Origin of the sequence: Reichenbachiella sp. 5M10 (genome assembly GCF_002742335.1) — a bacterium.
GTDB lineage: Bacteria > Bacteroidota > Bacteroidia > Cytophagales > Cyclobacteriaceae > Reichenbachiella.
This window is the reverse complement of the sequence record NZ_MDGR01000007.1, coordinates 1,078,085-1,091,415: the sequence shown is the minus strand read 5'-3', so window position 1 is coordinate 1,091,415 and position 13,331 is coordinate 1,078,085. Positions and strand designations below refer to the sequence as shown.

Here is a 13,331-nt window from a genome sequence, read left to right as displayed (position 1 = left end):
GTCTCCTCTACATCCGGTCTTGCGTCTTCATTTCTTGGTCCTTTGATCTACGTCCTAAAACCCCACGACCTTCCAGTAAGCCTCCTTTGGTTGGTTATCCTCATCAAACAGCAAAGGATAATCTTTTCGCCCATTTACTGGAAAGAAGTCCAGCCAGCTGTACTGATCCGATACATTCCAAAAAGTCACCGAGGACAGCTTCTCTTTGTTTTCTCTAAACACGCGAAAAATCATGTCGTATTGATCGATCTGTTTTTGTTTCAGTTCGTCTGTAAAGGTATCGTCATCGTCTTCATTCTTGTCTCGGGGAGCGTGCTCTTTTGGATAGATCGAGACGTCAAGTTCGGTGATTTGTACTTGCAGCCCCATCCCCGTAAAACGATCAATCGTCGCTCTCAAGGTAGACTCACTCGGTTCGTACACAGACCAATGCCCTTGTATCCCTACTCCATCGATTGGCACACCGGCATCTTGCAGTCCTTTGACCATTTGATATATCTTCTCTCGTTTGACAGGATTGATCACCTCATAGTCGTTGTAAAACAACTGCACGTTTGGATCAGCCGCACGCGCATATTCAAAAGCCTTGGCGATAAACTCCTCTCCGCATATCTGATACCATTTGGAATCCCTATAGAATTGACCCGACTCATCCGATATCGCCTCATTGACCACATCCCATGCATAGATCACGTCTTTGTAGCGGGTCACCACATCAGTGATATGTCGCTCCAATCGTTGGTACAGGATCTCTTTGCTCACGTCATTCCCCAGCGAATCAACAAACAACCAATCTGGTGCCTGATTGTGCCAAAGCAACGCATGTCCACGTAGTTTCATCTGATTTTCCTTGGCGAAGGCCGCTACCTTATCAGCTGGTGCCCAGTTGTACACCTCCTCCTGAGGATGAATCGGTCCAGACTTCATGACGTTCTCAGGTGTCATACTGACGAAGTTGTCCTTGATCAACTGCGCCTGCACGCCTTGAAGTGCACTGGGCGATACTGCCACCCCTATCGGGAAATAATCCTTGTAATAGGTACTCAATCCCAAATCCTTACCTTCTTCGGTGCCTGTATCCTGACTCGGACTGCAAGCCAACAGCAGTGCCGACACTGCCCATATTTTCACATCTACTTTCATCATTATTAATTTAAACTACACCCCACTAAAAGCACTAAAACCTCCATCTACTGGCAATACCACCCCTGTCACAAAAGAAGCCGCCTCCGAACACAAGAACTGTACTACGCCGTTGAGTTCAGTAATCTCTCCAAACCGCCCCATGGGCGTCTTGGCAATTACTTTTTCACTACGCTCTGTGAGGCTTCCGTCCTCATTGAGCAGCAATTTTCTATTTTGATCCCCTATAAAAAAGCCTGGCGCGATGGCATTGACTCGTACTTTGTCTCCAAAACGCCGTGCCATCTCTGCAGCCATCCATTGGGTGAATGAATTGACACCCGTCTTGGCTACTGAGTAGCTCATCACTCGCGTGATCGCCGTATATGTCGCCATAGATGAGATGTTGATGATCGAGCCTGCTCCCTGCGCCGCAATAGCCTCGCCGAAAATCAAACTCGGATAGATCGACCCTTTGAGGTTGACATCCATGGCATAATCGATTTCGCTCAAGTCGAGATCGAAAATCTCTTGATCTTCCTTTTGAGTTGCACCAGGGACATTGCCTCCTGCGGCATTGATGAGGACATCTATGTGACCGTACCGATCCAGTATCTCCTGTTTGGCCGATCGGAGACTATCGACATCCATGACATCACATGATATCCCAATGATATCGGGATTGATGCGTTGGAGATTTTCCACCTGTGCATCCAGTTTATTGAGACTCCTACCGATCAGTACCACTTTGGCACCCACTTGAGCAAAATGCTGCGCCATACTGCCTCCTAGTACTCCCGATCCTCCAGTGACCACTATCACTTTGCCCTTTATACCAAAATCCATATTACTTCCATTCATTAGTAGTAGCTCTCTGCCTCTTTTGTCAACCTTCTATGGTTTATTAATCAAACCTCAAAAGTAGATCGTTTTGATTCGCAACACAATCGATTGCGTTATTTTCAGTGCAAATATTTAGGTCGAACCAATATTGGGCGTATTTTTGCCCTTGACAGAGTGCCAAATGCTACCATGAAGAAATCCAAAGAAATAACCATCTACGATATAGCCCATGCGCTCAACGTCTCGCCTTCCACTGTATCCAGAGCACTAAAAAAGCACAAAAGCATAGGTAAAGAGACCATCAAGAAAGTAGAAAAAAAAGCCATGCAAATGGGCTACCGCCCCAATATCGTGGCAGCCAACCTCCGTACCCAGAAAACCAACACCATAGGAGTCATCGTCCCACGAATAGACCGCCCCTTCATCTCCACGATGATCAGCGGCATAGAATCAGAGGCCAAAGCAAACGGCTACCACGTCATCTTTACTCAATCACACGACCGCACAGCACTTGAAATCGAAAATGCCCAGTTGCTGTTCAACTACCGTGTAGACGGAATCATCGTTTCCCTCGCTATGGAAACAACAAATTTTGAGCATTTCCAAGCTTTCAAAAACAAAGGAATTCCCTTGGTATTCGTAGACAGAGTGACCGAAACTTTAGATACAGATCTTGTCGTGATCGACAACTTGCAGTCCGCCCAAATCGCTACCCAACACCTCATCGACCAAGGATGTCAACGTATCGCTCACCTCGCTGGTGCGCAGCAGCGCAACGTCTACATCAATCGCCGCAAAGGCTATGAAAATGCACTGGAAGCAAACCATATCCCAGTGGACAAAAACCTCATTGCCGAACTCAGTCACCTCACTGCCGAAGAAGGCTATGCTGCAGCCAAGAAACTCCTTACCCAAAAACCGCGACCCGATGGCATCTTCACTGCCAACGACACCACTGCGGTCAGTGTCATCCAGTGTGCCAAAGAATTGGGCATCAAAATCCCAGACGAACTGGCTGTGATTGGGTTCAACAATGACCCCATAGGTACCATCATCGAGCCTTCCCTCTCGACAATCGATCACCCTGCACGTCAGATGGGCGAAATCGCCGCAAGACAACTACTCTCTCACCAAAATCACCCTGAAATAGAATCCTCCAACCTCATCAAGCTCAAAACTGCACTCATCCAACGTGCCTCTAGCCGTAGGAAATAGATCCACACACCCCGTTCGAAAGTTTGCATCACAGCGTACCGATACTCTTTATGATAAATATCAAACAATCGATTGCGTAAATCGAAAAACTATTTAGTTTTGACGTGCATCTATTCTATTGATTATGAAAAAAAGTACCCTCTCACTGCTATTAGTGCTCTGCCTATGGTCTGGGTGTCAAGACCAACCTTCTCGTTCAGAATCCGACCTGCACCACAGCCCAGTGAGCTTCAGTCCCTCTATCGGAGACTTCCCGGTATTCAGCGATGGGCAATTGGCGACTCTCGTGGTGTCCGAGTCGGAGGACCAAGGAATCCAAATAGCTGTCACTAATCTACAGGACGACCTACTCTTACTCACAGGGCAAAAAGCCCCTCTGGTACATCGATTGGAAGACATTCAAACCGACAAAGCCATCATCATAGGGTCTGCACAAAAACCTACAATACAATCCTTAGGTCTTGAACTACAATTCTTGGAAAACAAGTGGGAGCAATTTGTAATCCAAGGCCTAGACCATCCAACCTCTCAGGTTTCCGAATGCCTGGTCATCGCTGGCAGTGACAAGCGAGGCACCATATATGGAGTCTACCAACTCTCTCAACTCATGGGAGTCTCTCCCTGGTATTGGTGGGCAGATGTACCTGTAGTGCAGCAAGAACATATATTTGTCCGAAAGTCCCCCTACACCATCGGAGAACCTCGCGTCAAATACCGCGGCATCTTCATCAACGACGAAGCACCTGCGCTCACCGGTATGGCTTTCGACAAATTCGGAGGCTTTAATGCGGAATTTTACAGCCATGTATTCGAACTGATTCTGAGGCTCAAAGGCAACTATCTTTGGCCTGCCATGTGGGGCAAGTCTATCTACGAGGATGATCCACAAAGCCCCATCCTCGCCGATCAAATGGGAGTAGTCCTCGGTACTTCTCATCACGAACCACTCTCCAGAGCCCACATTGAATGGAGCCTCCACGGACAAGGACCGTGGAATTACAGCAAAAATAAGGAGAACCTCAAGCAATTTTGGAGAGAGGGCGTACAACGAATGGGTACAAACGAAAGCATCGTCACTGTAGGCATGAGAGGTGATGGAGACGAACCCATGACCGAAGGCACAGCCATCCAACTGCTAGAAAATATCGTCAAAGACCAACGCACAATCCTCTCGGAGGTCACCGGTAAACCTGCCAAGGAAACTCCTCAAATGTGGGCCCTCTACAAAGAGGTCCAAGACTACTACGACCAAGGCATGCGTGTAGATGACGACATCACCCTCCTACTCTGCGACGACAACTGGGGCAACATACGCAAACTCCCCACCTACGGCGATACGACTCGTGCTGGGGGCTATGGCATCTACTATCATTTCGATTATGTCGGTGGACCGAGAAACTACAAATGGATCAATACCACCCAAATATCACGCGTCTGGGAACAAATGACCACTGCATATGCCTATGGAGTGGATCAAATTTGGATTGTCAATGTGGGAGACCTCAAGCCGATGGAATTCCCTATTTCCTTCTTCCTAGACTTGGCTTGGGACCCTAGGGCCATCACTGCAGATCAAATCCCAGCCTATGGCAGGCAGTGGGCCAAACAGCAGTTTGGTACAGTCTCCGCAGAAGCCATCGCATACCTACTGGACCAATACACCTTATTCAACAGCCGTCGCAAACCCGAGATGCTATCCATGGACACCTACAGTTTGACACACTACAGAGAGTTTGAGCGAGTCGTCCGCGATTACAACGCCCTGGTAGAGCAGGCCAGGCAGATCAAAGAAGAACTACCTCCCCGCTACCATGATGCCTATTTCCAACTGGTAGAATACCCTATAGCAGCCAGTGCCAACCTCAATGAAATGTACTACGAAGTGGCTAAAAACCACCTCTATGCCCAACAAGGCCGAACCACTACCTCTGAAACGGCGCTGCGTGCTCGACAGCTATACGAAAAAGACAGTTTGCTCACCCTGCAATACCACAGCCTCCGAAATGGCAAGTGGAATCATATGATGTCACAAACACACATAGGCTATACATACTGGCAGCAACCTGACCATCAGTCCATGCCCACTCTCGTAGAAAAAAGCCTTCCTCTCACAGGAGCACATGCGGGTATAGCTCTAGAAAACTCAGAGCTATGGTGGCCCAATAATCAAACATTGTCCCTACCGAAGTTTGACTCTCAAAACAACCCCCACTACTACATTGAGCTGTTCAACAGAGGAACAGATGCTTCTAGCTATGACATCACCTCAAACCACAGAGCCATACTACTGAGCAAAAAGTCAGGTAACCTCACATTCACCGAACGCATCGAGGTGTCGATTGACTGGGCAGCCATGGACGACCAATCGATGGATGGATCCCTCACAGTATCAGTCAATGGGGAAGCGATCCCGATACACATACATGCCGATAAGCTAGCTTCTTCCACTCCTCCCGTACTCAACAACGGCGCATTGGCTTTCGAGGCATCAGACTATAGCCGCAAAGTAGAATCAGAGCATGTCACCTGGCTCACCGTACCACAGCTCGGCCGAACAGGCTCTAGTGTGATCGCACAGCCTCCAATGGCCAAATCAGCACTTACTCCCAATGCTCCGCATCTAGCGTATGATTTCGCACTACTCGAGGGAGCTCAAGTCAAAATCAAACTCTACACGGCTCCTACCCTCAACTACCACAACGACGAAGGATTGAGCTATGCCATATCAGTGGATAGCCAAGACCCAGTAGTAGTCAACATCCATCAAAACGACACTTTCCCCGAATGGGAGAAGAAAGTAGCCAACAATGCACACTACACAACCACGACGCATATACTAGACTCTGGTCAGCATACGCTCAAGATCTGGCACATCGACTCGAAGATTCCTATGCAAAAGATCGACTTGACCGTAGGCGATAAACCTTATAGCTATCTCGGAGTGAGATAGCCGTCGTTGTCCCCCCCCCCGAGCAACAGGCATCACAGCAAACAAAAAAGCACTCACCGATACTACGGTGAGTGCTTTTTTGTAGTCTGAACAACCCTACTCCTCTAAAGGATCAAGATTGTATCTGTTTTATGAATTGTACCTTTAGAACCTGTACGACACAGACAACCTAGCCGCCGAGTTGGACAACCCAACAGAATAACTCGATAGGTCAGTTTCGGTCTTCTCTACATTGCCATCCCAAGTATCCTTGAGTATTTGTGTCCCCGTCGAATAAGTAAAACCTGGTAACAACTCCACCCCGAAAACTAGACTTTCTTTAAAGACGTAATTGAAACCTAATACTAGGTTAATTCCAGGGGTATAATGTGTAATCTCGGTTTGTCTTGTAAAGGGATCTACTCTCTTATTATCAAAAGTATGTTTGGAAGAACTGTAGCTAAATGATATGTCTGCTCCAACTCTCAACTCCAAATTATCCACAATCTCTTTCCGGTATTCTCTACCTATTTGAACAGAAACCCCATTTGACGTGTCCTTACTATCAATACTATCAGATTCATTTTTCGATTGATAATTTTTCAGTGATAGCGTGTTGAATCTCCACATGGCACGATCCGTTCCCATTTTAAAAGTAAGTCCGAAACTGTCAAGGTTACTAAAAAGTAGTCCAATTTCCTTCTGTTTGGTAGTGTCTTGCGCGATCGAAAAGTAAGACATAGAAAGACACAAAAGAGTTAACAATGATTTTCTCATGTTATTAAGTTTAGATTTTGATTGAAAAAAATATAAATACCCCTGAGCCGCTATATGCAATTACCACGCCAGTATATACACATGTCGAAAACATTCATCAAAAAACACCTCATATGTCCTAGTCCCCATACAATAACCGATACCCTAGCAATGCATCGATCAGGGATTATCTTCTCGTACCAGCAATTGGGTAGTATTAAGTAAGTACTCAGACAAGGAAGAGCAGTCAATACTGCAGCTATTCTGTATGGCAAAAAATATTTCTGTGAAGTCCCGAGACAGTTCTGGCACGAGCGACGTGTTTCTACAAAAAAATAGAGTCGTACCAGACGACTCTACCTTTCACTAAACTTATGAAAATTCTTAACTGTCTTTGCTCTTTCGCATACTTACACGCAACTGAAAATAATCGTAACAGATGATGAAAAACAAAAACACGCACACGATATAAAAGACTTGAAAGGATATCTGAAGATACACAACCCCCGCCGCGATCCCCCCGAGCAAGTAGGAGACCATGATAGAAACCTGAATCTTGGCTTTGTCTCGTAGATGCTTCTTTTGTCTAAACTCGCGCTGAGTAAACATCGAAAACAGCATACCCAAATCTGTCGTGAGACCTGTAAGGTGAGTAGTCTTGACCGTCGAGTTAGAAATACTCGCCGTGAGGCCGTTTTGTATCCCCATCGCCAGCAGCATAAATCCTACCAATATCTCAGTCTCCACCAACGTCTCTAGATAATAAAACTGCAAATACCCCCCTACTACCAAGAGGCACATGATTTCTAAAATCAACGGCAAAGCATGTGCATAGTAGACGTTGATCCGATTGACATTGATGATGATGAAGTTTGCCAAAAATCCCCCGAAGAAAAAGAGCAAAATCCAAGTAGCTACGATCCCTGCTTGGTACCAGTTGCCCTTGGATATCTCTTCTGCGAGTACGGCATAGTGCCCCGTCACATTGGAAGTATAAGCAAAAAAAACGATGACTGAAGTCACGTTGACCATCCCTGCGGACATGGCCGTCAGTGCTCCTAGTTTGATGTTATCACTTAGTGACCTATTGTTATCAAATTTCCTCAGCATATGTAATTGTATTCGGCAACTTCTCAAAAATCATCTTCACTACACCTCTTGCCCCAATATCTGTGGAAAAATGAATTTCCATACGGTTCTCACTTAAGCTTTTGATGCTATAATGCTCAAAGGAATTGTTCTCATCGACTAGTTTGAGGATGTTTCCTCTTCCCTTAAGTCTCCAATCCAGTTTTTTCCCATTGCCTGACTCATCGTACAAGCCGATCTCTCCATTGGACCGAAAATGCCATACCTCTGCTTTGTGTATTACCATTTGTTCGCTGATCTCCCGTTTCATTTGATGATCGATCTCTAGCGATATTGATCCTTCGTGATCCTCTTCTACATCGAGTTTCTCGTAGTGCCAAGCTGTTTCTTTCCAAGTACCGACCAAGTGGTCATGAGGGTGCTCCCCAGAAGTAAGCATCACGGTGATCAATCCGACCATTGCTGATGCCACCGCCATATATATTATTGCCAATTTCATACTTTCTCTTTTTAGTTGATTTGTGACCTGACCAATTGAACTGATCCCAGTCTTCAAAATCAAAAGTAGAAGTGCAACCTTAAGATGAAGTAAAAACGAGATTAAGATGAGATTAGAATCTCTAAGAAGAAGCTTAAATCAATACCCTTACTCCGTATCTATGGGTTTTGGGGAAGGTTTGAGAATCACTCGCACGACAGTCCCACGATTGATTTCCGAGTGGACCTGTAGTTTCCCTTGATGCATCAATATGATATTTCGAGCCAGAGGCATGCCTATCCCGTACCCTTCATGATTCTTGGTGTTGGATGCTCGAAAATAAGGGTCGTAGATGAACTGCAAATCCTCAGCAGGGATACCTATACCAGTATCCTTGATCAGTATGATGATCTGATCGCTAGACACACCGAGCGCCACCCGTACGGGTTGATTGCCTGAATACTTGCAGCCATTCAAGATCAAATTGCTCAAAGCCAGGTGCAACAACGCCTCATTTCCGTCTACTTTGAGTAGGTCTGGATTGGATGGCAGCAGATTAAAATCTATGTTGACCTTACTGTTTGGATTGATCTTTTCGACAGTTTCTTTCACATCTAGGATCAACTGATCGATCCGGAAACGTACGAACTCTTGCTTCTTGCCATCAAACCCTGTCTGAGCGAGCATCAATAGCGCATGGGTCTTTTTATTGAGTTTTTCTGCCTCCTCGAGTATGGTCATGAGCGACTCGATGTAGTAGTCACTGGTCCTCATCTTGCTCAGAGCCACATCGGCTTCTCCGATGATAGAGGTGAGTGGTGTATTGAGCTCATGAGAAGCATTGCTGATGAAGTTCTTCTGACTCTCAAACGACGTCTCAAGACGGTTGAGCATATCATTGAAGGTCTTCGCCAAATTCCCGATAGTATCGTCCTTGTCTACTCCCAGTTTCAGTCTCATGTGCAAATTGCCCGAACTGATTTCCTTCACTTTTTGGATGATGTCTTTGATGGGCTGGATGATTTTTTGTGAAAACAAATAGGCCACTAAGAAGATGATCACAAAAGCAATCAACAAAGAAATGATGAGGATATTTCGGAAATAGGAAATGTGATGTGTGATGAAATAATTCTCTGCCGAAGCAATCACGACATACTTGTGACCAGCTGCAGATTCGTAGATCATGCCAAAATAAAATATACGTTGATCGTTGTAACTCCCTTTTCCTTTGTTCAGAATATCGTTGATAAAATCCTTTCGAAAAGCACTGAGATCATGCTTGTGAGGACTATGGTACAGTTCGGTTAGCTCAAAAATATCGATCTTCTCATCAGGCAGTTTTTCCAAATACTCTTGTCGCAATTCGCTAATCACCTGTACCTCCGTCTCATGTTCTACAAAAATCTTGGCCGTCGTGATGGCTCGTATCTCCAGGCGCTTATAAAAATCCATGAACGCATAATCAAAAATCGAATAGTAGATAAACCCACTGAACAATAAGGTATACGAAACGAATACGACCAGCAGTACTGCGATGATTTTGTTCTGAATTTTCATTCTTCTTCTTTCAAGACATACCCCATACCAATCACCGTTTGTATCAGACGTTTGGGAGTATGTCGCTCCATTTTTTTGCGTAGGTAGTTGACATAGACATCTACGACATTGGTCCCCATATCAAAATCTACTCCCCATACTTGCTCTAGGATAGCCATCCGAGATAGCACCCTACGAGGATTTTTGAGAAACATAAGCAAGAGCCTATACTCTGTAGACGTCAAGGAAATCTCTACTCCGTTGCGCCGTACTGTTTTGGTCTCATCATTGACTTCTACATCTGCAAACCGATAGGTCTCTTCGGGCATAGCGTCCGAACTGTTGTGGGAGCGGCGTAGCAAGGTCCGCATTCTTGCCAACAATTCAATAAACTTAAAAGGTTTGGCCAAATAGTCGTCCGCACCCGAATCCAAGCCCATGACGACATTTTCAGTACTACCTAAAGCGGTCAAGAAAAGAATAGGCACTTCGATCTTGGCTTGACGGATTCCCTTGCAGACATCCAAACCGTTGAGTGTAGGCAGCATGATATCGAGAATAATCATATCATATGTATTGGCCAGAGCCAAATCCAACCCTTGCTGCCCATCCATGACCACTGTCACTTCGTAGGCCTCTTCTGTTAGTCCCTTGTTGATAAATGCACAAACATGACTATCATCCTCTACCAGCAATATCTTCTTCACCTATGCTTATTTTCTTGATTGATCATTTGTAAACTACGGCGAAAAGATACGCAGATTTTCCAAACTGATGCACCTCCGTCTTCTCATATGACAAAACCCATCTCCATGTCTTTGATTTCACCATAGCGGTTATTTTCATTCTTTGTCTCATTTGATGCTTCTATAAATTTTACAAGTGTAAAATAAACACTTTATTAAAAGTTGCTATATTTGTCTAATAAGTGTGAATCGTACACGAATAAAAAAGCAAACAATGAAAGGAGAACAATATACCATTGGGCTAGACTTTGGCTCTGACAGTGTCAGAGCGCTGGTCGTCAATGTGGAGACAGGTGAAGAAGTAGCTACTGCAGTGTGCAACTACCCGCGATGGGCAGAGGGTCAGTATTGCATCCCCCACGACAACCAGTTTAGACAACACCCTCTCGATTATATAGAGGCAATGACCGATGTGGTTACCCGATCCATGCAAGAAGCCGGGTCAGCGGTGAGCAAAAACGTAATCGGTATCGGGGTAGACACCACAGGGTCTACACCCGTGCCAGTTGACGCAGCGGGCACCCCGCTAGCTCTCAACCCTGCGTATGCAGAGAATCCAAACGCCATGTTTCACCTTTGGAAGGACCACACGGCACTCCAAGAAGCCACGGAGATCAACGCACTCAACACACAATCAGACGAAGACTACCTCAAATACGTCGGAGGGATATACTCTTCCGAATGGTACTGGGCTAAAATAGCACACACCAATCGCGTAGATCCTGCCATCAAATCTGCCGCATATACTTGGGTAGAGCACTGTGATTGGATTCCGTTTCTCCTCACAGGAGGAAACAAAGCAGAAAATGTAAAACGTAGCGTCTGCGCAGCAGGGCACAAGGCTCTCTGGCACAAAGACTACCATGGTGTACCACCCAAAAGCTACTTGACACAGATCGATTCGAGCTTTGCGGAGTTTCGCACCGAACTTTTAGAAAACACCTATAGCTCTGATGAAACTGTAGGCCACTTGTCTACCGAATGGGCCAACAAGCTGGGTCTTTCCACGGATGTGGTAGTTGCCGTGGGGGCATTTGATTGCCACATGGGAGCTGTAGGTGGCGAGATCGAGCCAGGCTACCTCAGCAAAATCATCGGGACTTCTACTTGCGACATCATGGTAGCTCCTTTGGAGGCCAAAGAGCATCTAGTTAAGGGGATTTGTGGGCAAGTCAACGGGTCAGTGATCCCAAACATGCTCGGTCTGGAAGCGGGGCAATCTGCTTTTGGAGATGTCTATGCGTGGTTCAAGCGACTGTTGCTCTGGCCCGTAGAGCACATGAGTACGGAGTTGAAGGAGCAATATGCTACAGAACTGGATGATAAAATCATCCCCGCCCTCGCAGAAGCTGCAGCACAACTAGAAACAAATGCCACTGACCCGGTAGCACTCGACTGGATGAATGGACGCAGAACTCCGGACGCCAATCAAGCACTCAAAGGTGTACTCTCTGGTATCAATCTCGGCACAGACGCGCCACGATTATTCAAGAGTCTGGTCGAAGCGACATGCTTTGGTGCCAAACGCATCTCGGATCGCTTTGCAGACGAAGGAGTCGAAATCAAAGGCGTCATCGCGCTCGGAGGGATCGCCAAGAAGTCCAAACTCGTGATGCAGACGCTCTCTGATGTCATGCAGATGCCCATCAAAGTGGCTAGCTCAGAGCAGACTTGTGCTCTAGGAGCGGCGATGTTTGCGGCAGTCGCAGCAGGCAAATATGAGAAAGTAGAACAAGCGATGAAGGCCATGGGGGGTGGTTTTGAGAAGACCTATCAGCCCAATGCGGACAAAGCAGAAGTCTATGCACAGCTGTACGTAAAGTACTGTCAACTAGGAGAATCAATCGAAAAAATAACCATGCAATGAGCCCATATCAGAAAATAAAACAAGAAGCCTACGACGCTAACATGCAGTTGCCTCAACTGGGATTGGTGCTGTTCACTTTTGGCAATGCCAGTGCTGTTGACAGAGACAAAAAGGTCTTTGCGATTAAGCCCAGTGGGGTGCCCTACGAAGACTTGAAAGTCGAGGACATGGTGATTGTTGATTTTGACAACAACATCATAGAAGGCAACATGCGGCCATCATCCGATACTAAAACCCATGCGGTACTTTACAAAAATTGGGAGAGCATCGGTGGGATTGTGCATACGCACTCGACACATGCTACGGCATGGGCGCAGACACAATTGGACATCCCAATTTACGGAACGACCCACGCCGATCACTTGGCATTTGACATCCCTTGTGCTCCTGTGATGACCGACGAGATGATCGAAGGAGACTATGAGTATGAGACGGGGTTTCAGATCATAAATTGCTTCAAAGACAAGCACATCACCCCAGAAGAAGTACCCATGGTAATCGTGGCAAATCACGCTCCATTTACTTGGGGCAAAGATGTAAAAAAAGCCGTGTACCACTCTGCCGTACTCGAAGAAGTCGCCAAGATGGCTTGGATTACCAAGACAATCCATCCAGAAGCACCACGCCTCAAAGAGTCTCTCAAAAAGAAACACTACGAGCGCAAACACGGCAAAGGGGCTTATTACGGTCAGTCGTAAACCACACAAACAATACAATAAGCTTTGTATACCACAGCCCCCTAATAATTTG

At 46.1% G+C, this 13,331-nt stretch carries 11 protein-coding genes; 4 read left to right on the top strand and 7 right to left on the bottom strand.

Annotated elements, in window-relative coordinates; genetic code table 11:
* Positions 1–54: 54 nt before the first annotated feature.
* Both BFP72_RS04510 and BFP72_RS04505 read right to left on the bottom strand, forming a co-directional pair.
* Positions 55–1,146, bottom strand: coding sequence for an endo-1,4-beta-xylanase (locus tag BFP72_RS04510; RefSeq protein WP_099598007.1), 1,092 nt, complete (start codon positions 1,144–1,146; stop codon positions 55–57).
* A gap of 12 nt (positions 1,147–1,158) precedes the next feature.
* Complete coding sequence (locus BFP72_RS04505; protein ID WP_221406471.1) at positions 1,159–1,983, bottom strand: SDR family oxidoreductase; 825 nt, start codon at positions 1,981–1,983, stop codon at positions 1,159–1,161.
* A gap of 171 nt (positions 1,984–2,154) precedes the next feature.
* Between BFP72_RS04505 and BFP72_RS04500 the strand changes: the two genes are divergently transcribed.
* A complete protein-coding gene (locus BFP72_RS04500) occupies positions 2,155–3,180 on the top strand; it encodes a LacI family DNA-binding transcriptional regulator (protein ID WP_099598006.1) in 1,026 nt (341 codons plus the stop codon).
* A gap of 124 nt (positions 3,181–3,304) precedes the next feature.
* On the top strand, positions 3,305–6,130 hold the full coding sequence (locus BFP72_RS04495; RefSeq protein WP_099598005.1) for a glycosyl hydrolase 115 family protein: 2,826 nt from the start codon (positions 3,305–3,307) through the stop codon (positions 6,128–6,130).
* A 144-nt stretch (positions 6,131–6,274) separates the two neighbouring features.
* Here the strand turns inward: BFP72_RS04495 and BFP72_RS04490 are convergent, their stop codons facing one another.
* The 5 genes from BFP72_RS04490 to BFP72_RS04470 form a co-directional block, all read right to left on the bottom strand.
* On the bottom strand, positions 6,275–6,886 hold the full coding sequence (locus BFP72_RS04490; RefSeq protein ID WP_143519935.1) for a hypothetical protein: 612 nt from the start codon (positions 6,884–6,886) through the stop codon (positions 6,275–6,277).
* A 363-nt stretch (positions 6,887–7,249) separates the two neighbouring features.
* On the bottom strand, positions 7,250–7,975 hold the full coding sequence (locus BFP72_RS04485; protein ID WP_099598003.1) for a YoaK family protein: 726 nt from the start codon (positions 7,973–7,975) through the stop codon (positions 7,250–7,252).
* The gene (locus BFP72_RS04480; protein ID WP_143519934.1) at positions 7,959–8,453 is read right to left on the bottom strand and encodes a lipocalin family protein; all 495 of its coding nucleotides are present in this window, start codon (positions 8,451–8,453) and stop codon (positions 7,959–7,961) included. Before BFP72_RS04480 ends, BFP72_RS04485 begins: the two co-directional genes overlap by 17 nt.
* Positions 8,454–8,600: 147 nt before the next feature.
* Positions 8,601–9,989 (bottom strand): HAMP domain-containing sensor histidine kinase, encoded by a 1,389-nt coding sequence (locus tag BFP72_RS04475; RefSeq protein WP_099598001.1) that lies wholly within the window; start codon positions 9,987–9,989, stop codon positions 8,601–8,603.
* Positions 9,986–10,675, bottom strand: a complete 690-nt coding sequence (locus tag BFP72_RS04470; protein WP_099598000.1) for a response regulator transcription factor — start codon at positions 10,673–10,675, stop codon at positions 9,986–9,988. The genes BFP72_RS04475 and BFP72_RS04470 overlap by 4 nt, the downstream gene beginning before the upstream one ends.
* 253 nt (positions 10,676–10,928) lie before the next feature.
* Between BFP72_RS04470 and BFP72_RS04465 the strand changes: the two genes are divergently transcribed.
* Together BFP72_RS04465 and BFP72_RS04460 are read left to right on the top strand one after the other, a co-directional pair.
* Positions 10,929–12,581, top strand: a complete 1,653-nt coding sequence (locus BFP72_RS04465; protein ID WP_099597999.1) for a ribulokinase — start codon at positions 10,929–10,931, stop codon at positions 12,579–12,581.
* Positions 12,578–13,279 carry an L-ribulose-5-phosphate 4-epimerase gene (locus BFP72_RS04460; RefSeq protein WP_099597998.1) on the top strand — a complete coding sequence of 234 codons (702 nt, stop codon included), beginning with the start codon at positions 12,578–12,580 and terminating at the stop codon, positions 13,277–13,279. The genes BFP72_RS04465 and BFP72_RS04460 overlap by 4 nt, the downstream gene beginning before the upstream one ends.
* Positions 13,280–13,331: the final 52 nt, after the last annotated feature.

Excerpts from the sequence above, each read along its gene's own strand:
- BFP72_RS04510 (WP_099598007.1), bottom strand. The coding sequence starts at position 1,146 with ATGATGAAAGTAGATGTGAAAATATGGGCAGTGTCGGCACTGCTGTTG.
- BFP72_RS04505 (WP_221406471.1), bottom strand. The coding sequence starts at position 1,983 with ATGAATGGAAGTAATATGGATTTTGGTATAAAGGGCAAAGTGATAGTG.
- BFP72_RS04500 (WP_099598006.1), top strand. The coding sequence starts at position 2,155 with ATGAAGAAATCCAAAGAAATAACCATCTACGATATAGCCCATGCGCTC.
- BFP72_RS04495 (WP_099598005.1), top strand. The coding sequence starts at position 3,305 with ATGAAAAAAAGTACCCTCTCACTGCTATTAGTGCTCTGCCTATGGTCT.
- BFP72_RS04490 (WP_143519935.1), bottom strand. The coding sequence starts at position 6,886 with ATGAGAAAATCATTGTTAACTCTTTTGTGTCTTTCTATGTCTTACTTT.
- BFP72_RS04485 (WP_099598003.1), bottom strand. The coding sequence starts at position 7,975 with ATGCTGAGGAAATTTGATAACAATAGGTCACTAAGTGATAACATCAAA.
- BFP72_RS04480 (WP_143519934.1), bottom strand. The coding sequence starts at position 8,453 with ATGAAATTGGCAATAATATATATGGCGGTGGCATCAGCAATGGTCGGA.
- BFP72_RS04475 (WP_099598001.1), bottom strand. The coding sequence starts at position 9,989 with ATGAAAATTCAGAACAAAATCATCGCAGTACTGCTGGTCGTATTCGTT.
- BFP72_RS04465 (WP_099597999.1), top strand. The coding sequence starts at position 10,929 with ATGAAAGGAGAACAATATACCATTGGGCTAGACTTTGGCTCTGACAGT.
- BFP72_RS04460 (WP_099597998.1), top strand. The coding sequence starts at position 12,578 with ATGAGCCCATATCAGAAAATAAAACAAGAAGCCTACGACGCTAACATG.